Source organism: Streptomyces echinatus, assembly GCF_014203595.1.
Taxonomy (GTDB): Bacteria; Actinomycetota; Actinomycetes; order Streptomycetales; family Streptomycetaceae; genus Streptomyces; species Streptomyces echinatus.
In genome coordinates this window covers 76,045-97,011 of record NZ_JACHJK010000003.1, presented here as the reverse complement: position 1 = coordinate 97,011, position 20,967 = coordinate 76,045, and the positions used below count along the sequence as shown (strand labels likewise).

The 20,967-nt window shown below is 69.8% G+C and carries 17 protein-coding genes and 3 pseudogenes; 14 read left to right on the top strand and 6 right to left on the bottom strand.

Annotation, left to right across the window (positions count from 1 at the left end):
• The first annotated feature begins 57 nt into the window (after nucleotides 1-57).
• The 9 genes and pseudogenes from FHS34_RS43745 to FHS34_RS08935 all read left to right on the top strand — a co-directional run.
• Nucleotides 58-303 (top strand): hypothetical protein, encoded by a 246-nt coding sequence (locus tag FHS34_RS43745; RefSeq protein ID WP_184963074.1) that lies wholly within the window; start codon nucleotides 58-60, stop codon nucleotides 301-303.
• Between the two features lie 393 nt (nucleotides 304-696).
• Complete coding sequence (locus FHS34_RS08965; RefSeq protein WP_184963072.1) at nucleotides 697-2,817, top strand: NACHT domain-containing protein; 2,121 nt, start codon at nucleotides 697-699, stop codon at nucleotides 2,815-2,817.
• A gap of 600 nt (nucleotides 2,818-3,417) precedes the next feature.
• A pseudogene (locus FHS34_RS08960) lies at nucleotides 3,418-4,276 on the top strand (IS5 family transposase).
• Between the two features lie 70 nt (nucleotides 4,277-4,346).
• Nucleotides 4,347-4,469: a hypothetical protein gene (locus FHS34_RS43360; protein ID WP_263978347.1), complete on the top strand. Its 123-nt coding sequence runs from the start codon at nucleotides 4,347-4,349 to the stop codon at nucleotides 4,467-4,469.
• Between the two features lie 285 nt (nucleotides 4,470-4,754).
• Nucleotides 4,755-5,615 carry a LysR family transcriptional regulator gene (locus FHS34_RS08955; protein ID WP_184963070.1) on the top strand — a complete coding sequence of 287 codons (861 nt, stop codon included), beginning with the start codon at nucleotides 4,755-4,757 and terminating at the stop codon, nucleotides 5,613-5,615.
• A gap of 119 nt (nucleotides 5,616-5,734) precedes the next feature.
• Nucleotides 5,735-6,601: an NAD-dependent epimerase/dehydratase family protein gene (locus tag FHS34_RS08950; RefSeq protein ID WP_184963068.1), complete on the top strand. Its 867-nt coding sequence runs from the start codon at nucleotides 5,735-5,737 to the stop codon at nucleotides 6,599-6,601.
• A gap of 68 nt (nucleotides 6,602-6,669) precedes the next feature.
• Nucleotides 6,670-8,280, top strand: a complete 1,611-nt coding sequence (locus tag FHS34_RS08945; RefSeq protein WP_313148960.1) for a Na+/H+ antiporter — start codon at nucleotides 6,670-6,672, stop codon at nucleotides 8,278-8,280.
• A 301-nt stretch (nucleotides 8,281-8,581) separates the two neighbouring features.
• Nucleotides 8,582-8,975: pseudogene (locus FHS34_RS08940) on the top strand (transposase); the annotation flags it as partial.
• A pseudogene (locus FHS34_RS08935) lies at nucleotides 8,939-9,253 on the top strand (transposase); the annotation flags it as partial. The pseudogenes FHS34_RS08940 and FHS34_RS08935, both read left to right, overlap by 37 nt.
• On the opposite strand, the gene FHS34_RS08930 reads toward FHS34_RS08935, so the two are convergent.
• The 5 genes from FHS34_RS08930 to FHS34_RS08910 form a co-directional block, all read right to left on the bottom strand.
• On the bottom strand, nucleotides 9,234-9,563 hold the full coding sequence (locus tag FHS34_RS08930; RefSeq protein WP_184963064.1) for a hypothetical protein: 330 nt from the start codon (nucleotides 9,561-9,563) through the stop codon (nucleotides 9,234-9,236). The pseudogene FHS34_RS08935 and the gene FHS34_RS08930 overlap by 20 nt on opposite strands.
• Nucleotides 9,564-9,715: 152 nt before the next feature.
• On the bottom strand, nucleotides 9,716-9,991 hold the full coding sequence (locus tag FHS34_RS08925) for a hypothetical protein (protein ID WP_184963062.1): 276 nt from the start codon (nucleotides 9,989-9,991) through the stop codon (nucleotides 9,716-9,718).
• Nucleotides 9,943-10,617, bottom strand: coding sequence for an ANTAR domain-containing protein (locus tag FHS34_RS08920; RefSeq protein ID WP_225817296.1), 675 nt, complete (start codon nucleotides 10,615-10,617; stop codon nucleotides 9,943-9,945). Before FHS34_RS08920 ends, FHS34_RS08925 begins: the two co-directional genes overlap by 49 nt.
• A gap of 928 nt (nucleotides 10,618-11,545) precedes the next feature.
• Complete coding sequence (locus FHS34_RS08915) at nucleotides 11,546-12,727, bottom strand: acyl-CoA dehydrogenase family protein (RefSeq protein WP_184963060.1); 1,182 nt, start codon at nucleotides 12,725-12,727, stop codon at nucleotides 11,546-11,548.
• Nucleotides 12,724-12,927 (bottom strand): hypothetical protein, encoded by a 204-nt coding sequence (locus FHS34_RS08910; RefSeq protein ID WP_184963058.1) that lies wholly within the window; start codon nucleotides 12,925-12,927, stop codon nucleotides 12,724-12,726. Before FHS34_RS08910 ends, FHS34_RS08915 begins: the two co-directional genes overlap by 4 nt.
• A 629-nt stretch (nucleotides 12,928-13,556) precedes the next feature.
• Between FHS34_RS08910 and FHS34_RS08905 the strand changes: the two genes are divergently transcribed.
• The 3 genes from FHS34_RS08905 (at nucleotide 13,557) to FHS34_RS08895 (ending at nucleotide 15,933) form a co-directional block, all read left to right on the top strand.
• Complete coding sequence (locus FHS34_RS08905) at nucleotides 13,557-13,766, top strand: hypothetical protein (protein ID WP_184963057.1); 210 nt, start codon at nucleotides 13,557-13,559, stop codon at nucleotides 13,764-13,766.
• Nucleotides 13,767-14,146: 380 nt separating this feature from the next.
• Complete coding sequence (locus FHS34_RS08900; RefSeq protein WP_184964201.1) at nucleotides 14,147-15,379, top strand: type III PLP-dependent enzyme; 1,233 nt, start codon at nucleotides 14,147-14,149, stop codon at nucleotides 15,377-15,379.
• Complete coding sequence (locus FHS34_RS08895) at nucleotides 15,376-15,933, top strand: GNAT family N-acetyltransferase (protein WP_184963054.1); 558 nt, start codon at nucleotides 15,376-15,378, stop codon at nucleotides 15,931-15,933. Before FHS34_RS08900 ends, FHS34_RS08895 begins: the two co-directional genes overlap by 4 nt.
• A 367-nt stretch (nucleotides 15,934-16,300) precedes the next feature.
• Here FHS34_RS08895 and FHS34_RS08890 read toward each other — a convergent pair whose 3' ends face one another.
• Nucleotides 16,301-17,641, bottom strand: a complete 1,341-nt coding sequence (locus FHS34_RS08890; protein WP_184963052.1) for a type I glutamate--ammonia ligase — start codon at nucleotides 17,639-17,641, stop codon at nucleotides 16,301-16,303.
• 458 nt (nucleotides 17,642-18,099) lie between these two features.
• Between FHS34_RS08890 and FHS34_RS08885 the strand changes: the two genes are divergently transcribed.
• Both FHS34_RS08885 and FHS34_RS08880 read left to right on the top strand, forming a co-directional pair.
• Nucleotides 18,100-18,411, top strand: coding sequence for a DUF5132 domain-containing protein (locus FHS34_RS08885; protein ID WP_184963050.1), 312 nt, complete (start codon nucleotides 18,100-18,102; stop codon nucleotides 18,409-18,411).
• Nucleotides 18,412-18,626: 215 nt separating this feature from the next.
• Nucleotides 18,627-20,924 (top strand): ABC transporter ATP-binding protein/permease, encoded by a 2,298-nt coding sequence (locus tag FHS34_RS08880; protein WP_221508751.1) that lies wholly within the window; start codon nucleotides 18,627-18,629, stop codon nucleotides 20,922-20,924.
• Nucleotides 20,925-20,967 lie beyond the last annotated feature (43 nt).

The following is a 20,967-nucleotide window of genomic DNA, read 5'->3' as shown; positions in this document are numbered from 1 at the left end:
ACAGCCGCGCCTTGATGCCCGGCCGCCGGGGGATGCGGCCGTAGCAGCGTCATTTGCATGCATATCGCCTGGGACCCGGGCATCACGTGCCGGCCGCTCGTGGCCGACCACCACCGGCCCGGCCCCCACCTGCGCTCCGGCACCAGCGGGAAACGCTGCCACCGGCGCCAGCTGCTCGAACTTCACCGCGACCGCGGCCTGAGTCCAGCGGCATTGCACCAGCGCGCCGTCCGCCCCGGCGAACTCCGCCTCCACCGCGTCGGGCTCCGGCACCCGGTGGCCGCCGCCTGCACCGGCCGGTAAGTCGGCCGGTGCACCCGCCTGCTCACTGTCGAAGATCACGTACTCCACACGACGTCATACCGGCCACGGCGCGCAGGCGAACCGGTCAGTAACCGCAACACCGTTGCCGTCAGACGGTGTTGAGCCGTACGCGGGCCCCAGGGTGCCGCCTTCAGACCCCGGTCGCCAGTGCAGACTCCTGCACCTTCCAGCTGCCCGAGGACTACCGAGGGCCTGGGTCTCACCGGGTTGCCCTCGTGTAGTAATCCTCGTAATCAGATCGCCGGATTCCCCGGGAGGTACGCCGCTTGCTCCTACCCACAAGCGTTGGGCTCGCGTAGCTTGCCTTCCCGGTTGGTAAAGGCAGCGACGTCAATCACGGGAATGCCGTTCGGGGTCCCGCATGATCATCGGGTGAGACGTGTACCAAAGTGGGTTGCACCGCTGTTTGTACTCATGGTCGGCGCATTCTTGGTGTGGTACATCACGCGCGGTCATCGGGTGGCCAGTCTGGTCGCTGCTGTAACCGCGATCACTGGCCTGCTCGCGCTACCGCCCGCGGTGCTCGCTGTGCTCCGACCCGGCAGGAGCGGACCGACGTCCGTCCGGCTGGAGGACGTGGCCGACCAACTCGCCCGAGGGGTACTCCAACAGTGGGAGACCGAGGCACGGGTACGCCGTCTCAACGATCCTTTCCCGCTGTCGGTCGACTGGGTCGCAGCCGAAGCGGACCTGGTTGAATCGTGGCCCCACTTGAAGGAGCTGGCCGGTGACTGGCCAGGCCAATCCCCTGAAGCCACCTCCACGTGGGCTGTCAGCCCCAGAGGGCTGGCCGGCAGTGGGGGTGAGATCGCCCAGGTTTTCGAACGTGTCCCCACCCGTCGCCTGGTCATCCTCGGCGAACCAGGCTCCGGCAAGACCGTGCTGTTCATTCGCCTCCTACTGGCTCTGCTCAAAAACCGGCCGTCCGGCGGCCCTGTCCCGGTCCTGTTCCCTCTCGCAGCGTGGGACCCAGCTCGGCAGGACCTGTACACCTGGATGGCCGACGAGCTCATCCGAGACCACCCCGCCCTACGTGCCCTCGTCCCCCCGGACCTCTCGCAAGCCGGCACCGGCACCCAAGCACGCGCTCTGCTTGCGCAGCGGCTGATCCTGCCCATCCTCGACGGCTTGGACGAAGTCCCCCAAGCCGTGCGCACCCTGGCCCTTCACCACATCAATGAGGTACTACCAGCCGGCCAGCCGCTGGTGCTCTCGAGCCGCACCGCCGAGTATCGGAGCGCCCTGACCACACCAGCCGGGACCACCCTTCTCCTGAACGGAGCCGCAGGCATCCGCCTCCTTCCCCTGGATCCCGCGAAGGTGGCCGCCTATCTGGAACGCGACGCCGGAGGTTCCGGCACCCAGGCTGCAACCCGCTGGAGACGAGTCACCGCTTCACTGAGCACCGACACCCCCGTCTCCCAGGCACTGAGCACCCCACTTGGCCTGTTCCTGGCCCGCACCATCTACAACCCCCGCCCCAACGAACAGATCGCCGCCCTCCCCGACCCCAGCGAACTCATCGACCAGGCCCGCTTCCCCACTCGCCAGGACATCGACACCCACCTGTTCGCTGCCTTCATCCCCGCCGCCTACCGCCACCACCCCGCACGGTGGAGCGCCCAACAGGCCCAGCGCACGTTCGTCTTCCTCGCGCGCCACCTTCAAAACACCCTCCACGGCACGCCGAACCTCGCCTGGTGGCAACTCCCCAGAGCCCTGCGGAACTTTCAGGACATCACGGTCGGGCTTACGGTCGGGCTCCTCAGCTGGTTGCCATTCAGCCTCCTGGGCGGGCTGCTCATGGAAGACCCCGTGGCCACAATTTCCGCGGGGCTCACCTTTGTGGTGCTGTGGATGGTGCCGGCAACAATGCTTGCGTCCGCAGGAAGGAAAACCCCAAGTTCTGCGATCCGCTGGAGCTGGAAAGGGAAATCCTGGTTCACGGTCGGGCTCACCTTCGGACTTATGTTCGGGCTCTTTTTCGGGTTGTCGGTCGGCGGCGTGGAAGGGTCCCGGGCCGGAATCATCAGCGGACTCGCGGGCGGGCTCCCGTTCGTGGTCCTGGGAGGACTCAGGTCGGTACACCCGGACCTGGACAAGGCCGTGGGGCCAGGCGCGATCCTGGCTAGGGACCGCCGCACCTTCTGGGTCCTCACGGTCGCGGGCGGACTCACGGGCGCACTCGCGATCGCCCTTGCGTCCCTGCTGGGATTCGGGTTTGGACAAGACCCGGCCGCGCTTGGAGGCGGGTGCCTGGTCGGGCTTGTCCTTGGGATCCCGGTCGGCCTCCTGATGGGACTTGCTCGGTCCGTGTGGATGGAGTTCCTGGTGGCACGCACAAGACTGGCCCTGTTGGGACACCTGCCCTGGCGTTTCATGAGTTTCCTCGCCGATGCCCACGAGCGGCGAGGCGTACTACGACAGGTGGGAGCGGTGTACCAGTTCCGCCACATCGACCTCCAGCATCACCTCGCAGGACATCAGCCTTGATCAGTCGATGCTGTACACCGTCACACGCTTCCGCCGCCGTCGTGGACCCACTCAGTTCGTCACCCGACGCATTCCGTCCCCGCGAGCGCTGCGCGGCGACCACTTCCGAGACACGGCGCAGTCCAGGTACTCCAGCGGCTGGTCAGCGTCGGGGTCCAGCAGCCACCGTGCGTGCCGCACGCACACCCGCCGCCACCGCGGCAGGTACCTCAGGTACCGCACCGCCCGCAATGCCTGCCCGGTGCGCCGGGCGGTGCGCAACCGGCACCCGAACGCGGCCGGCCCCACCTCCGTGCCCGCCGCCCGCCACCGCGCCTGCGGCGCACCGGCCTCCCGGCCGACGCTGATCTCCGGATCGTCCACGGTGAGCCCTGGCAGTGCCCCGCCGGCACCTCTGGCCCGGTCCCGCAGAGCTCGGCGAGCACGCCCCGCTCGGCCTCGTTGAGGACGATCTCCGCAGCGGCGCGCACACCGCCGCCCTGGTGCCGCACGGGGGAGCTGCGGCACGTTCACAGCCGCAGCATGTCCGCGGCCGGCAGGCTGTAGGCCGTGTTTTGAAAATCGGCTCTGTTCCTCGTCCCGCATCGCGATGATCTCGGTGTGGGGCGAGGGGATCTTTCTGACGGGCAGTGGGCTGTGTTGGAGCCGCTGTTGCCGGTCGCGTGTTGGGGCGGCCGTCGTTGGGCCGGCGGAAGCTGAGACGGGATCCGGTGGCGAGTGCGGACCGGTGCTCCGTGGAGAGATCTGCCGTCGGAGTACGGGCCGTGGCAGACGGTCTGCGGACTCTTCGCCGCTGGCAACGCGACGGCACCTGGCCCGAACTGCTGACCCGGCTGTAGGCCCAGGCGGACGCGGACGGGTTGATCACGTGGGAGGTCAACGTTGACTCCACGATCTGCCGGGCCCATCAGCACGCCGCAGGCGCCCGACGCAACGGCCAGGACCAGAAGGAACCGCCGGGCGGAACCCGCACCGGGCCCGAGGATCACGGCCTGGGCCGGTCGCGGGGAGGCTTCACCAGCAAGATCCACCTGGCCCGCCAGCAAGGCCAACGGCCGCTGGCTTTAATGGTCGCCGCAGGTCAGCGCGGTGACAGTCCTCAGTTCGCGGCCGTCCTGGAAGGCATCCGGGTGTCCCGCACCGGACCGGGCCGTCCCCGTGTCCGTCCGGTGCGAGTGCGGGGCGATAAGGCGTACTCTCCCGCGCCAACCGGGCCTACCTTCGAGAGCGCGGAATTCGGTGCACGAGCCTGCCGACCAGGCCGCCAATCGCAAGCGGGGGGGGGAAGGCCGGCGGGCGGCCTCCGGCCTTCGATCGCGAGGACTGCAAGGGCCGGCACGCGGTCGAGTGCGGGATCAACCGGCTCAAGCGCAACCGCGCGGTCGCCACCCGGTTCGACGAACTCGCCGTCCGCTTCGAAGCCACCGTCCTGATCGCCGCGATCGGTGAATGGCTGTGACCGGCCTGAGCTGTCGGTTCCTCATGCCGTGCTGACCGCGACCACGTGAACAGGTGAGGAGAAGGCATCGATGGGGGCTCAGTACTACGGCGCCGACAGCGACAACGGCCACCGCATCGACGACCCCTCCGAGGACGCGCTGTTCATGATGATCAGCGACCTCAAACAAGGGCGTTCGAGAACACGCAGGTGAGCCGCAGCGAGGCTGCGATCGGGCGTCGCCGAACCGCGCACCCGGGGGCCTTCGCCTCGTGCCCGAACGGGCCGCTCTCGGGCATCGAGCCGCTGCTCCTGGTGTGGGAGGCCCAGCCCGGTGCCAGCCGATCGCGAGGCGTCCGCCGCGTGCCTCGAGAACCGCGCCGGTGATGTAGCCGGCGCGGCAGGTGCTCAGGGTTGACCAAGCCTCTCAATTGATCTCCCCGACGACATGGTCCGGAGGAACTAGGCTGGGCAGAGCTTGGGCACGGTGGGAGATGTCGTGGATGTCGATCTGCGCAAGGTGCGCTACTTCGCGGTTGTGGCCGAGGAATTGCACTTCGGCCGTGCCGCCGAGCGGCTGCACATCACACAACCGGTTCTGTCCCGGCAGATCCGCGCGCTGGAGAAGGAGCTGCGCGCGCAGTTGTTCACCAGGAACAGGCAGACCACCGAGCTGACGGCCGCCGGCCGCCAACTGCTGGAGGATGCCCGCCCTCTGCTGGCTGGCGCGCAGGCCCTGTGCCGCCGGGTCCAGCAGGCCGCCAAAGGATCTACGGCGTTCACGGTCGGCTTCATGCCCGGTATCACCGTGACCGGCGCGGTGCGCGCCTTCTCCGCCAGGCATCCCGAGCTGAGTGTGCAGGTGGTGCGCACTTCCTGGAGCGACCAGGTCCAAGGCGTGCACGAGGGTCTTCTCGACGTGAGCTACGTACGGCTGCCCGTCGACCATCGCGGCCTGGAGCTGCGCCCGCTCTTCCGGGAGCCCCGCGTCGCCGTAGTGCCGGCGGGCCACCGGCTGGCGGGCAAGGAGTCCATCGTCATCGCGGATCTGGCCCCCGAGCGGCTGCTGCAGGACCCTGACGCCGTCCCCGAGTGGCGTGACCTCCCCGAGCGGACCGGCGACGAGGAAGCCGGACCGCGGCCGTTGTTCGCCACCGTCGAGGAGAAGCTGGAACACGTCGCGACGTCCGGTGGCGTCCTCGTCCTCCCGCTGTCCACCGCGACCTACTACACCCACACCGATGTCGCGCATGTGCCCATCGGCGACATCGGCCCGAACGAGGTCTGCCTTGCCTGGAGCGCCGGCCGTCGCTCCCCTCTGCTCCCGGAGTTCGCCGACATCGCCGCTGCCCAGCACTGATGCCCTGAGGGCCTCACCGCTGACAGAAGAAGTCTTGGACGTCGCCTGCGGCACGCGGCCAGGGTGGAGGAGCGGCGGCATTCCCCGCCGCTCCTCCACCGACAAGGACCCTGAGAGCGATGCAGATCTTCATCACAGGTGGCTCCGGCTACATCGGCCGCTCCACGATCCGGGCACTGACCGGCCACGGCATCGCCGTGACGGCGCTGGCGCGCAGCGAGCGCGCGGCGCGCATCGTGGCGGACCTCGGCGCCACCCCGGTTGCGGGGGCGCTCACCGACACCGATGTCCTCCATGAGGCGGCCCGCGGGGCCGACGGGGCCATCCACCTCGGGGTGGACTACGCCGAGGGCACGGCGGACGTCGACCGCGCGGCGGCCGAGGCGCTGCAGGACGGGGTGGGGAGCGGTCCTTATGTGCACACGGGCGGGGTGTGGGTGTACGGCGACACCGACGGGGTCGTCGACGAGGACGCCCCGCTGAGCCCGCCGCGCATCACCGCCTGGCGGCTGGAGAACGAGAAGCGCGTGCTCGCCCGGGCCGCCACGGGAGAGCACCCGGTGGTGGTGATGCCAGGGTTGGTCTACGGCCGCTCCGGCGGACTTGCACAGTCGTTCTTCGTCGAGCCGGGGCGCACCGCGGGTGCCGTGCCCTGCATCGGGGACGGCACCAACCACTGGGCGCTGGTCCATGTCGACGACATCGCCGAGCTGTACGTCCTCGCCCTGAACGCCCCGGCCGGCTCCGTGTACGCCGGCGTCGGCGGTCAGAACCTTCCCCTGGCGGATGTCACGCGAGCCCTCAGCCGCGCCGCAGGATGCCCGGACCGGATCGAGCCGCTGACCGTCGAGGAGGCCGTACGACGGATGGGTCCGATCGCCGAGGCGTTCGCCCTCGACCAGCAGTTCAGCGGCACCCTGGCGCGCCGCGAGCTCGGCTGGATGCCCACCCGTCGCGATGCCCTGACCGAACTCGCCCAGGGCTGAACCACCAGGGGCAGGGGCGGCTGCCCCCATCGGGAAGGCTGCGTCCCATGCGGTGCCTGGAAGTCATCGTGGTGACTCTCGTGGCCGTGCTGGCCATGGCCTGGCTGGCGCACCGCCTGCGCTGGAACGAGCCGATCCTGCTGGTGGCGGGTGGCTGCCTGATCGGTCTCACCCCCCAGTTCCGCACGCTGGCCCTGCCGTCCCCGGTCGTTCTGCTGCTGTTCCTGCCACCCTTGCTCTACTGGGAGTCGCTGACCACCTCGCTCCGCGAGATCCGGACGAATCTGCGCGGCATCGTGCTGCTCTCGACCGGCCTGGTGCTGGCCACCGCTGCCGCCGTGGCCGGGGTGGGGCACGCGCTGGGCCTCGCCTGGCCGCTCGCCTTCGCTCTGGGCGCCGTCGTGGCCCCCACCGATGCCATCGCCGTGCAGGCGGTCGCCCGGCTCCTGCCCCGCAGGATCCGGACCGTCCTCCGGGCGGAGAGCCTGATCAACGACGGCACCGCGCTCGCCCTCTACGCGGTGGTCGTCGGGGTCGCGGTTCACGGACAGGCCGTCACCTGGCCGGGGACCGCCGCACGCTTCCTGCTGGCCTACGCGGGCGGGGTCGCGATCGGCGCCGCCTGCGCCGCCGTGGTGGTGGCACTGCGCAGGCGGTTGCATGACCGTGTGCTGGAGAGCGCACTGGCCGTGCTCACCCCGTTCGCCACCTACTTGCCCGCGCAGACCATGGGCGTCTCCGGCGTCGTGGCGGTGGTCACCTGCGGTCTCATCGGCAGTCAAGCAGGCCCCAAGGTGATCAGCGCGGGCGCCAGAGTGCAGATCACCGGCTTCTGGGAGGTGAGCACCTTCATCCTCAACAGTGCCCTGTTCGTAATGGTGGGCATCCAGACACCCGCCATCGTGAGCGGGATCAGCTCCATCTCCCCGGGACATGCCGTGGTCACCGCACTGCTGGTCGGAGGCGTGGTGATCGCCGTTCGTCTGCTGTGGCTGTACTCGGTGCCCTACCTTCTCCGTGCCATCGACCGGCGCCCGGTCCAGCGCACGCTGCGCTCCGGCGCCCGGGAAAGATTCCCCCTCGCCTGGAGCGGGGTGCGCGGGGCCGTGTCACTGGCGGCCGCCCTCAGTGTCCCCGCCACCACGGCCGCGGGCCGGCCGCTCGCAGGACACGGCCTGCTGGTCTTCACCGCCGTGGCCGTCATCCTGCTCACCCTGGTCGTCCAGGGCACGACCATGCCCGCGGTGATCCGATGGGCCGGACTGCGCGGCGACCCCGACGAGACCACCGAGGAACGCCGCGCCCATCGCCAGATCGTCACAGCCGCGCTGGAAGCCCTTCCCGACCACGCCGACCGCCTGGATACGCCGCCGGAGACCACCGACGCCATCCGGAGCGAACTGCGCCAGTACGCCGCCGAGGACCCAGGACCGCCCGATGCCGGACCCGGCGTGCGGTCCGGGCTCGAACTGCGCCACACCCTGATCGGCGTCAAACGCAGCGCCCTGATCCGCCTGCGCGACCAGCGCACCATTGACGACATCGTCCTGCGCCGGCTGCAATCGGTCCTGGACAGCGAGGAAATCAGGATCGAGCTGGCCCTGCGTGCCTTCTCCGACCGACCGCCCCCACCACCCGACGGCACGGCCGCTCCGAGCGGCAGGGCGCCCGGGGCGTGACCGGCCGCGTCCAGTCCTGGAACGTGGTCTTCCGCCGGCAAGCAGCCGCGTCGCGGCGTTCCCCGACCAGCCGCAACAGAACGGCGCCCCTGCCAGCGGTTCTACGACTGGGCCCGCATGGAGGTCCGGCCCTGGCACCCCGCAGACGGCACTGGATGCCGGCCAGCCGCAGCGTGGGGAGGCCCGAAGGAAGTCGGGATCGGCAGCAAGCGAGCCGGCAACATCCTCGCCGGCCCCAGCACGCGCGTCGTCGCCACCGATAATCAGCTGCGCGCCGTCACCCTGCTCGGCGTCGTCACACCGTATCGAGGGAGAACTGGAGCGTTTCCCGGACCATGCCTTCGCGGGACGAGTTCGGGCCGCGTGGAATCCGACCCGTGGCCGGTTCGTGCTGGTCCGAGAAGGCCGCGGCCCGAGCGGCACTGCGCGACCATCCACCGCACCCACGGACACCCTGGACAACCTGTCCGCCCACAGAGCCTCCGAGATCCGCCGATGGGCGGCCAGGCGTCGTGACGGGCTGTGCTTCACCCCGACCTACGCGCCCTGGGCCAATCCTATCGAGGCCGGTCCGGACCGCTGGGCAGTTCACCGTCGCCGACTCCAACCACACCGCGCAGACCCGTGCCCCGCACGCCTACCTGCGCCGGCGGAGCGCCAACGCCCGCCATCCCGATGTTTGGCCGACCGCGCGTATTCCTCACGTGCCATCCGCAGTAACCTGCGGCGCCGGGGCATCCGTGCGGTCATCCCGCAGCCGTCCGACCAAGTCGGCCACCGCCTGAGGCGAGGCCGGCTCGGTGGCCGTCCGCCCAGTTTCGACAGCGAGGCGTACAAGCAGCGGAATACCGTCGAGCGGTGCATCAACCGCCTCAAGCAGTGGCGCGGCCTGGCCACACGAACTGACAAGCTCGCAATCGCCTACCAGGCCGCACTCCACCTCGCGGGCATCCTCATCTGGATTCGAAGCTGACCAAAGAGACAGAACCTAGATGCCATTCACCGTCGTGATTCCACCAGACCGGGGACTGGGCCCCGACTCCGACTTGGCCCAGGTCCTGGACGGCTCCCGTCTCCGGGGCGCCCAGATGCAGTCTTGCCATCGTGACGCCGGGGTCGAGCTCAGCGGTGGCCCAGTTCAGGACGGCCAGCGGGCCGCCGTCCGGACGCTGGGTCACCTCCACGACATGGCGGTCGCCGAGGCGGCGGGTGTCCATGGCTGCGTGGATCAGCGCCCTGGTCGCAGACGGGGCGTCCTGATAGCGGTCCAGCAGAGCCGGCACCCCGGCCAGGTACTGGGTGATCTGACCACCTCGGGCGTGCTTGGTGGCCTCACGCAGCCGGGGATCGGTGTCGGCTGCATCGGCCAGCGCGGTCAGGTCCAGTCAAGAGGTGCCATCGGCTCACGCCCAGGTAGTTGCGGGGGCGTGGGTACTCAAGCGGCGCTGCGGGCTCGGGCTGGGCTGCACTCCACGATCTCTCGTGCTGCACCCAGTCTGTTCGGGTGGTCCTCAAGCAGTCTGGTAGTGATCAGGATCGCTTGGATGATGCTGATGCCTTCGTCTTTCAGATGTTGCTGGACGGCGTCCATGCCGACGTTCGTGGCCAGCAGCCTTCTGCATTCATCGATCTGATCGGCAATCTGTTGCGCGCGTTCAAGAGTCAGTCCTTGAACGTCGGCAAGGAGTTCTTCGGCGGTGCGGCTCGGCATGTCCGGGATTCTCTCAGAGCCCGTCCCCGTTCACAGGAGTTTTTGCTCCCGCTCGTGTGGCGTAGCCGTTGCGCTTGCATGGGACCCCGGACGAGGGCCTCGATCATGCGGTGGAGTTCATGCGCGAGCACTGTGGCGAAATCGTGTCCAGGCCGCTGAGCGGTCCATTGCGGCGGGGGAGCGGCGACCGTCGGACACCTCCAAGAGGCCTGTCCGCGAGCCGTCGCACGTGGGTTGGGGAACTTGAGCGAGCAGGTCTGTCCACTTTCCGAGCGGGGGCCGCCGGACCGCGGGCCGACGTGGCGGGCCAGCGCCGCACGCAGGTGTAGCCGCTGTACCTCGGGCAGTGTCGGGCCCTGGGCGTTTTTGAGGATCTGGTCGGCGATGGCGGTCAGTCTGGTGTTGGTGTGCTGGTAGACCTCTCGCAGCACGCTGAAGCCGTCCTGCGGTGCGATCTGGCCCGGAGCCGCCAGCACGCCGATCGCCTGGTCGACGACGGCATGCGAGGTGGGCTCCTGGTGGAGCAGCCTGTTCTCGTTGCCCAGCCGCTCGACCTCGGCCCGCAGACGGCCTTCTGCCGTGGCGGGTGTTGCGTCGTGCGCGGGAGAAGTCATGAACTCATTCACGAAGGTGAAGGGGCGCGGCCATGCTGTGCGCCTGCCCAGCATTCTCCTTCAGCATCCATCCGGCCGTAGCCCGGCACGACGTGGGTCCTTCGGACGGCTGCCCAGAGGACCCACACGGGGGGCTTGATTGCGAACCCTGCCTTCGTGGGTAGCCCGCTCCGACACTGTTCATGCCGCAGCGCACGGCACCCCAGCTGATGGCTTCACTCACTGATGCCACGGCCGGGCGGGCGCTGCTCCTCGTCCTCGCTCACCCGCGCCAGCGCCTCAAGCACCCGATCGAGTGCCTCGCCCACGTCAGTGGGTGTGACCGCTCACGGCTGCGTCGGACCTGTGTTCTTGACCGTCAGTGGGAGTAACTTCCTTCCGGTCGGGTCGATTCGTGTGGCCGTGTCCATCTTCCGGCAGGTGGCACCCACACTCCCAGCCATAGACGGCGTCTCCTTCGGCGCACATCGCCTGTGCGAAGCCCACGCCGACGAGCGGCGCCGGGTGCGGCGACGACGCAGAAAACCACGCGATCATCTGAAGTCGAAGTGCAGTGGCCCGAGGTCCTTCACGACTTCGGCGAGCGCTCGGATGGGCTCGTTGTCGGATTCGGTACGCCATACCAGGACAAAGGTTAGGGCCGGCATGTCTCGGATGGGCAGCCAGCGGATGTGCGACATGGCCCAGTGTCGGGTGACGTGGCTCGGGAATGTGTGCACGAGCTCGCCGGTGCTGACCAAGTGGATCAGGTGGTCGCTATGGGTGATGCTCCTGCTGCGTTCGATCCGGCGGCCCTGCGGCGTCTGGAACGGCAGATACTCCTCCTCCCAGTAGTAGGGGGTGCGGCATCAGCCTGACCCACCCTTCTCACCGTCATCCGGTCCGCACCCGGACCGGATGCTGCCGCCTGCCCTTGTGGACATCGATTTTCCGATCAACGTCAGAGTCGAGCCCAGGGGGCCAAGGTGAGTTCGCCGTCGTTGGACTTGGCGAGTGACCGCCCGATGACCATGCGCTGAATCTGGTTCGTGCCTTCGAAGATCTGAGTCACCTTGGCCTCACGCATGTACCGCTCGACCGGGAACTCGCGCGTGTAGCCGACCCCACCGAGCACTTGCACCGCATCGGTGGTGACACGCATCGCGTTGTCGCTCGCGACGAGCTTCGCGACCGACGCCTCACGGCTGAACGGCAGTCCCGCGTCCTTCAATCTGGCTGCATGGAGGGTCGCAGCACGCGCTGAAAACACCGCGGCCTCCATGTCAGCGAGCAGGAACGCGACTCCCTGGTGATCGATGATGCGAGATCCGAACGTCTCCCGATCGCGCGCATAGGCGATCGCGTGGTCGAGAGCGCCCTGGGCGAGGCCGACCGCGACGGCCGCGATACCGAGACGGCCGGAATCCAGGCTCGCGAGAGCGATACGCAGGCCGTCACCCTCAGCACCGATACGCCGCTCGACGGGGACACGGACGTCCCGGAGCACCATGGTCGCCGTCGTGGACCCGGTCAGGCCCATCTTCCGTTCGGGCACATCAGCGGTGAGGCCCTCGGTGTCAGCCGGGATCATGAAGCACGAGATACCCGTGCGATCTTCCGAGGTGCGGGCCATGACCTTGTAGTAGTCAGCATGGCCGCCATGGGTCGTCCAGGCTTTCGCCCCGTTCAGGACATAGTGATCGCCGTCCAGGCGGGCCCGGGTCTGCATCGCGGCCGGGTCCGAGCCGGCGTGCGGCTCCGAGAGGCAGTAGGCACCCAGCAGCTCGCCACCGAGCATCGCTGGCAGCCACTCCTGCTTCTGCTCCTCGGTACCCATCGTCGCCAGACCGAAGCACGACAGGATGTGCACGGAGACACCTACACCGACCGAAACCCATACGGACGCGATCTCTTCGACAACCTGTAGGTACACCTCGTAGGGCAGACCGCTGCCGCCGTACGTCTCGGAGTACGGCAAACCGAGCAGGCCGACGCGTCCGAGGAGTCGGAAGACCTCACGAGGGAACGCCTCGTTCGCTTCCTCGGCATCCACCCGCGGCGCGAGTTCATCGGCCGCCAGCTTCCGGACCAGCCTGATCAGATCAAGGGACTCCTCGTCCGGTAACAGACGACGCGCGCTCATGGCACCTTCCAGCTGTCGGGGCGGAACATCGTGCAGAGACATCTACGGGCCAAGGCACCGCAAGGCGCGTCGCCGTCCGCGGCGGACCGCGCACGGATCTGCAACGGCCGGGAGTACAAGGCGGCGGTAAGCGCCGGCTCGGCGTCCGCGACGTGCAGGTTCGGCACCGGCGAGCGGTACGCGATCCCGGAGATGTCCACGCGTCCGACGGTGGTGGCCGGCTGCCGCACATGCTCACGCTCCGCTCGCATGCGGACCCGCCCGTCCGCGCCGGTCACCTCCCGGCGGCGCCCTTCTGCCACCGGTGTCAGGTCACTTCGACCCGGCTGGGCACCATCCCCAGACCAAGGTCCTCCACCACCTGTCGACAGTGCAACGGAACGGCGTATCGGGCCGGTACCGCAAGCAGAGGTCAGTTCACCGACGACCTCGCACGCCGTTGAGATGCGGCCCAGCTCCTGCTCGCACATCGCCGGCAGGACCATGCTCCGCTCAGCGCCGGCCCGAAGCCGCTCCGCTTCGCCGGTACAGGCCGCGTCCCGCTCCCGCGGCAGCCGCAGCACCTCGTTACAGCTCATCCGACCGACCTCTCACGCCAGCTGATCAACCAGCTACCGCAACGAGACGGGCACCACACCGGACACGGGCGACCCCGCTGACCTCACTCAAGGACAAACGCACCCGAGGAGATGAACGTCCTTGGTCGGCCAGAAACCGCCGACCAGGGTGCGGTCTGGCCGGCCAAGCCCGCTGAACGGGCCATGCGCCAGGCCTCGTTCGTGCTTCCGACGTCCGTCCGGCAGCCGCGGGATCTCTCCGCACCTGAACCGTGTTCGTCCAGGTAGGCCGCGAGGCGAGGCGTACCAAGGTCATCCGGTGGTACCTGATCGTCAAGGTCGTGGAGGCTCACACCGACGCCGTTCGGGTGGTCTGTATGTCGAGCGGTGGCTCAATGGCCGCGATCGTGTACGGCCAGGACAAGATGTGGCGCGGCTCATTCGGGCACATGTCCTCCACCTTGCTGGGGCTCCTGCCGTAGTCCAGCCGGTCGCTGATCAGGGTCTGCCCGGGGCGGGGCGGCGAGTGGGGTTCGGCATGGAACACGCCGAGCGGGGTCTCGCGCTCACCGGATTCGAGTCGGTCAGCGCGAGGGCGGCGGGCAGGCCGTGCAGGTGCACAGCAGGCGCAGGAGCGGGTCCCCGAAGTGCTTAGAGTGCAGCGTGGGGGAGTCCAGGTCAGGCGTCACAGCCGACCTTCAGGCTCCCTCGCTTCATCTCATGTGTGCCAGCAGGCCCTTGGCGTCATTCATCCAGTCGGATCGGGAGTTCAAACGTGAGGCCTCAGACCACCGACGTGTGCCAGATCGCCGAACCACACCGGACGGCCGACTCTGGCAGAACCGGCCACCGCGCACCGACCATGCCGGCCGCTGTGCACGCATCCACCGCGCCCTTCCCCGACCGGCACGACCACCCCGTTCTGCGCGCCGCGCTCGCCGCTGCCGTCGAGGACACCGTCATCTACGACCTGGATGGCATCGGCCGTCAGTACGCCGCCCTGTGCGCCGAACTGCCCGGCGTCGCCGTCCGGTTCGCGATGAAGGCCTGCCCGGTGGACGAGGTGCTCGGCCACCTTGCCCGGCTCGGCTCCGGCTTCGACGCGGCGAGCCCGCAGGAGATCGCCCAGGCGCTGCGCACCGGGGCGGCCCCCGGACTGATCCACTACGGCAACACCGTCAAGTCCGACCGCAACATCGCCGAGGCCTACCGGCTGGGTGTGCGCGACTACGCCACCGACTGCCCGGAGGACGTCGGCGCGATCGCCGAACACGCCCCCGGCTCCAGGGTTTTCTGCCGGCTCGCGACCACCGGCGAGGGCGCGCTGTGGGGCCTCAGCCACAAGTTCGGCTGCTCGCCCGAGGACGCCCTGCGGGTGCTCGCCGCCGCCCGGAGCGCCGGGCTGGTGCCCTCCGGCCTGTCGGTGCACGTCGGCTCCCAGCAGATGACCGCCGAAGCCTGGGTCTCGGCGATCGACCCGTTGGCGGCGGTCCTGGAGGGACTCGGCCGGCGCGGCATCACCCCGGACCGGATCAACCTCGGCGGCGGACTGCCCGCCCTCGGCGTCCTCGACCGCCGCGGCCGGCCGCTGGTACCGCCGCTGGACAAGATGTTCGTGGTGATCCGCGAGGGCATGGAACGGCTGCGCGCCGTCAACGCCGCCCCGTCGGACTTCCTGGTGGAGCCCGGCCGCCACCTGGTTGCCGACCATGGCGCGATCCGCGCCCACGTGACGCGGCTCACCTCCCGGCACCGGCTCGACGGCACCCGTGAGGACTGGCTCTACCTGAGCTGCGGCAAGTTCAACGGCCTGTACGAAATGGATCAGTTACAGTACCGCCTCGAGTTCCCCACCCATCCCGGCGGGCAGTTCGTCGACGCAGTGGTGGCCGGACCGACCTGCGACAGCGACGACGCGTACGCCCAGGAGGGCGGCTTGGTGCGGGTCCCGCGCGCGATCGCCTCCGGCGACGCGGTGTGGGTCCACTCCTGCGGCGCGTACGCCGCCGCCTACGCCACCCGCGGCTTCAACGGCTTCGCGCCGCTGCCGTACACCTGCGTCGGCGGCCCGGCTCCGGACGGAGGAGGCGCGTGACCGACACCCGGATCCGGCTGCTTCGGGAGGAGGACTGGGACGAGGTGGTCGCGCTGGAGGAACGCGCCTACGCCGCGAGCGGCCTGTCCGAGGGGCGGGAGGCGCTGCGCTCCCGGCACCGCGCCTCGCCCTCGACCTGCTTCGTGCTGGAGCACGCGGGTGGCTTCGGAGGCTACCTGCTCGCATTGCCGTACCCGCTGTTCCACTGCCCGGACCTGAGCCTGACCGGGGACGGCGCGGCACAGCAGAGCAACGGGGGGAGCAACCTGCACACCCACGACCTGGCGATCGTCGAGCGGGCGCGGGGCCTGGGCCTGGCCCGCCGGATACAGCGGCATCTGGAGGAGACCGGGCGGGCGGCCCGCTACCGGACCCTCTCTCTGGTCGCCGTACGCGGCTCCGAGGTGCTGTGGTCCCGGCTGGGCTACCGCGCCCGGCCCGAGATCGGGCTGCCCGCGAGCTACGGCACCGAGGCGGTCTACATGGCCAAGCCGCTGGAACCCGCTGTCACCGAATCGACTCTCGGGTCCTCCCCCGGAGCCGAACGGGGCTGATGCACACGTCCCCCCGCTCGGCGAGTTCCCCCGCTCCCGGCTGGACATGAGGCGCCGTTCGTCTGCCGACGTGGGCTGCGGAGCACCTGCGCGATCCGGGCGTCGTGGTGCTCAGCGGTGTCGACGAGTTCCTCTCGACCTGCAACTCCACGTGTGTCACCCGGCCGCACGAGGCCGCCACGATCCGCCGGCCACGCCATCGAGGCACTTTCCAGGCGTCTCATGCAGGACGGCAACGGGGCCGGGCCCGCTCCCTCACCGCGGACGACGCCATGCCCGCGACCGCTTCGGCCGCAGGCGCGGGCACGGCCGAGGAACTGCTCCTCACGCTCTCCGGGCCGCATCCTGCCGAGCTCCGTGCAACCTGTCAGTAGCGCCAGCGGACGGCCTCGACGACGTCCGCATCCGTGCGCCCCGCGAACAGCTCGGCCTCCGCCCGCCGGACGGCCAGCACGGCCTCGTACAACTCGGAACCGAGCGCCTGCCGCAGCAGTGCGGACTTCTCGAACGCGTCGACCGCCTCCGGCAGGCTCGCCGGGAGGCGCTCGGCGGCGAAGAGGGCGACTGGGTCGCTCGGGGTCTCGGGCGGGAGGGGCAGGCCGCACTCCAGGCCGGCGAGTCCGGCGGCCAGCACGCCGCCGACCACCAGGTACGGGTTGGCGGCGGCGTCGAAGCACTTGAGTTCGGCGTTTGCCTGACCGGCGGTGGAGCCGGTGATCAGGCGCAGCGCCGCCTCACGGTTCTCCAGGCCCCAGCAGCGGTAGGCCCCGGCGAAGCGGGAGGGGACCAGCCGCAGGTAGGAGGCGGCGCTGGGCGCGCCGAGGGCGAGCAGGGCGGGCAGCTCGGCCAGTACGCCCGCGAAGAACTGCTCGGCGTCGGGGTGCAGCCCGTGGGGGCCGGGCCCGCCGTGCCCGAGGTTGCGGCCCTGGCGCCAGAGGCTGAGGTGCAGGTGGGCGCCGTTGCCGACCGAGCCCTCGGTGAAGACGGGCGCGTACGAGACCCGCAGGCCGTGCCGGGCGGAGACGGCCCGGATGGTGTGGCGCACCAGCATCGTGGTGTCGGCCGCCTCGACCGGCCCCTCGGCGGCGACCGAGACCTCGAACTGCCCGGCGGCGTACTCGGGGTGGAGCTGGAGCACGGCCAGCCCCTGGGCGGTGAGGGCGCGCAGCACCTCCCGCAGGTAGTCGGAGTGCTCGACGAAGCGGGTCATGCCGTACCCGGGCCCGAATGTCGCGGGGGCCCCGGTGGTGTCGGCCACCACCCACTCGACCTCGATCCCGGCTCGCATCGAGAGCCCGCGCCGCTCGACGGTCTCGGTGACCTGGCGGGCGAATCGGCGCTGGCAGCCGGGGTGCGGGGCGCCGCCCTGGGTATAGCGGTCGGCCGGGGCCCAGGCCCAGCCCGGCTGGGCGGCGAGCGGGGTGAGCCGGTCGAGGTCGGGGACGAGCCGCAGGTCGCCCACCGGGCCGGTGCTCGAAGGCGCAGTGGTGAAGGAGTCGTCCACCAGGGAGACGTCGAAGCAGGGCACGGCGCCGACGCCGTACTCGGCGGCGTGTTCGAGCTGGCCGAGCGGGACGGACTTCACCCGGGTGAGCCCGGCGTTGTCGACCCAGCCGAACACCACCCCGTCGATTCCGTCGGCGGCGAGCTGGGTTGCGGCCGCCCGGGCCCGTGCGGCCCGCTCGGCTCGGGAGTACGTGGTGGCCATGCCGGCCATGCTGGCGTTCGGAGCAGCCGGTGCGCCAGCGGCCGGCTGGGAGTTCACCCGTCCGTGAACAGCTCGGTGGCGGCGAGACGGCCGTCGATCAGGTGGGGCCGGACCGGACTCGGCAGTCATCATGAAGGCGATCACCAGTAATAGGTAAATTAGAAAAGCGCTTCTTGACGGTGCGCCTACTGCATTCCGTGGCGGTTCGATCATGGATAGCACTCGCATGAGTGAAACCCGCCGTGACCGTTTGGCCTCGGTGGTCAGGACTGGACTACGGTGATCGACGAGCGGACGGTTTACCCCATCGACGAGGAATTCGACCCGGCAGGGAGTCCGGCACGGGGTCATCGAGAATTCCGGAAATGGGTGCTTCCGCCTTCCCCGCTGTGCGTGCTCCGGGGTTCACAGTGCCCTGGGTCCCCTGTCTTACACCTGCGTAGAGAAGTTGGAGCATCATGCCGCCCGTCGTTCCGCCGTTTCTGATCGGTCTCATCGCCGCGCCACTGGCCAAGCGTCTCATCAAGCCGCTGGTGCGCGGTGTCGTCACGACGTCCGTCGGTCTTGTCATGGAGGTGAAGAAGGCGGCCCATGAGGCCGGAGAGAACATCCACGACCTCGCGGTCGAGGTGGCCGCCGACATGGTGGCGGCGCAGATCGCCTCCGGTGACGGCCACCGGCCCGCCGAGGGTGCGGCCTCGGACGGCGAGAAGGACGAGGCCAAGAGTCCGAAGATCCGTGCGACCGCCGGCGCCGCGAAGACGCAGTGACGCCCTGATACCCGGCCCGCCCCGCCGCCTGGGGCGCGTCTTCCTGCCGATCCCGGAAGACGGGCCCCCGCGGCGCTCGGCCATGAGCCTCTTTCGGCCGCACCTCCGCCCCTTTTCGGACTTTCCGCACCGTCGCAGTAATCCGCTGTGCGTAGAATTTCGCTGCGCCCGTCGGCGGACTACTCGCGACCTCCGTAAAACAGGTGATCGTACGCATGTCATCGCTACCGGGTGCCGCAGCCGGATTCCGCTCCGTGGAATGGGACGCGCGTCCGCGCTCGGTCATTCCGGGCCGCCAGCGCTGGGAAGTCAAGCTGGTGCTCGGCCGGCCACGCACGGCTGAGGTCCTCGCTGCCGCGCTGCGCCGCATTCCCGGGATCACCGAGGCCCGGGCCAACCCGGTCACCGGCGGGGTGCTCGTCCGGCACGATGCGCGGGTGCGCGCCACGGACGTCGGCCGGATCGTCCGCAGAGCCGTCACCCTGGTCGCGGAGGATCCGACCGGAGCGGGACGCCCGGCACCGGCCCGACCGGTCGCCGCGCCGGCCCCGCGGGCGGACCGCGGCCTGGTCGTGCGACCGGTACTCGCCGTCGGCGGCGGGGCCGCGGCCGGGATCGCACTGATCAAGGGATCGGCGCTGAGCAGGCAGCTGGTGGCGGTAGGCGGGGTGGGCGCGGTGACCGCGGCCGTCCTCCGGAAGGCCTGGCGCGGAACGGTCGATACGTCCCAGGAAGCGGCCGGGCCCCGCGTCGAACACCATCCCCTGCTGGAGATCGTCGGACCGCACCGACGCCGTCTCTATGGGGCCGCTGCCCTGTCCGTCGCCTGCCAGGTCTCGGAGATGGCGCTCGGTACCTTCCTCGGCTGGACCGGACTGGTCCTCATCAAGGGCGAGGCAGCTCCGCTGGTCCGCCTCGGCCTGAGCACCGCGTCCGCTCAACTCTGCGGTCTGGCGGGGCTGATGGCGGCAGCCTGTGCCGCCGTGGCGGGCCTGTCGTACGCCTCGAACCTCCAGTGGCGCCGACTCGGCCAGGACATCGAGCACGACTGGCGCAACCGGACGTACGCCCATGTGCAGCACCTCGAACTACGGCACCTGGAAGGCGAGCGGACCAGCCGAATCGCCGGCGCACTCACCGACGACGTCCGTCAGCTGGGCGCTTTCTTCGCCACCTCGGCGGGCGACCTGCTGCACCTCGGCACCAGCCTGGCCCTCCTGGTGCCGCTGTTCCTGTTGCTGGCACCCCAGATCGCCTGGATCGCGTTCCTGCCCATCCCGGTCATCGCTTGGCTGTCGTTCCAATACCAGGACAAAGTCACCGCCGACTACGCCGTCTCCGGCGAGCACCGGGCCAAGCTGCACAGCCAGCTGGTGAACACGCTGGAAGCCGGTGCCACCGTCAAGAGCTTCTGCACCGAGGACTACGAGGCCGAGCGCATCGACCGGCTGAGCGGGGAGGTCCAGGACAGCAGCCGGCGGACCGACCGGAGCACGATCCGCCACGCCGAGACCGTGCGGGTCTGCACTACCAGCTCGATGGCCGGAACCCTGCTGATCGGCGGGCGGGCGGTGCTCGACGGCAGCCTGCCGTTCGAGGTGTTCAGCCCGTTGATCGGGCTTCCCCAGATGGTACTGCTGCGGATGAACCGGCTCGGCGGCATCGTCGACCAGTACCAGCGCACGCTCACCGCCTACGACCGGATCCAGCGGCTGCGCGCCCTCCCCGCCGAGACCGACGGCACCGGCGGACCGCTCGACGCGGAGAAGGTGCGCGGGGAGATCGTCCTCGACAACGTGACCTTCGCCTACCCCGATCGGCCACCGGCGCTGGAGGACCTCTCGCTGGACATCCACGCCGGGCAGGTCACCGCCCTCGTCGGCGCCACCGGCTCCGGCAAGACCACGATCGCCAAGCTGCTGATGCGATTCCAGAACGCGGACGCCGGCAGCGTGCTGCTCGACGGGCGGGACGTGCGCGAGCTGTCGCGGCACGACCTGCGCCACGCGATCGGGTTCGTCGCCCAGGACCCCTTCCTCTTCGACGGCACCGTCGCCGACAACATCCGTTACGGCAGCTTCGCAGCCACCGACGAGGCCGTGGTCCAGGCGGCCATGAAGGCCGAGGCACACACCTTCGTCGCGTCTCTGCCGGACGGCTACGAGACGGTGATCGGTGAACGCGGTGCCGCCCTCTCCGGCGGCCAGCGACAGCGGATCGCGCTGGCGCGCGCCATCCTCAAGGACGCGCCGGTCGTGATCCTCGACGAAGCCACCTCCGCCGTGGACAACGAGACCGAGGCCGCCATCCAGCGCACGCTCCGCGTCTTCGCGGCCGACCGGACGATGCTGATCATCGCCCACCGGCTCTCCACGGTCCGCCACGCCGACCGGATCTATGTCATGGACAAGGGCGGCGTCGTCGCCGAGCGGGGCACCCACGACGAACTCCTCGCCCAGCACGGCCTCTACGCATCCCTGTGGCAACTCCAGGCGGGCGATCCCGCCGCCTGACCGCAGCAGCCCCCCGGCCGGCCGACCGTGTGACGACCCCACG

What these genes read in the sequence shown, in the direction of transcription:
- FHS34_RS43360 (WP_263978347.1), top strand. Translation starts at nt 4,347, where the DNA reads ATGGGGGCTCAGTACTACGGCGCCGACAGCGACAACGGCCACCGCATC.
- FHS34_RS08900 (WP_184964201.1), top strand. Translation starts at nt 14,147, where the DNA reads ATGCCGGCCGCTGTGCACGCATCCACCGCGCCCTTCCCCGACCGGCAC.
- FHS34_RS08950 (WP_184963068.1), top strand. Translation starts at nt 5,735, where the DNA reads ATGCAGATCTTCATCACAGGTGGCTCCGGCTACATCGGCCGCTCCACG.
- FHS34_RS43745 (WP_184963074.1), top strand. Translation starts at nt 58, where the DNA reads ATGCATATCGCCTGGGACCCGGGCATCACGTGCCGGCCGCTCGTGGCC.
- FHS34_RS08915 (WP_184963060.1), bottom strand. Translation starts at nt 12,727, where the DNA reads ATGAGCGCGCGTCGTCTGTTACCGGACGAGGAGTCCCTTGATCTGATC.
- FHS34_RS08880 (WP_221508751.1), top strand. Translation starts at nt 18,627, where the DNA reads ATGTCATCGCTACCGGGTGCCGCAGCCGGATTCCGCTCCGTGGAATGG.
- FHS34_RS08890 (WP_184963052.1), bottom strand. Translation starts at nt 17,641, where the DNA reads ATGGCCACCACGTACTCCCGAGCCGAGCGGGCCGCACGGGCCCGGGCG.
- FHS34_RS08925 (WP_184963062.1), bottom strand. Translation starts at nt 9,991, where the DNA reads ATGCCGAGCCGCACCGCCGAAGAACTCCTTGCCGACGTTCAAGGACTG.
- FHS34_RS08885 (WP_184963050.1), top strand. Translation starts at nt 18,100, where the DNA reads ATGCCGCCCGTCGTTCCGCCGTTTCTGATCGGTCTCATCGCCGCGCCA.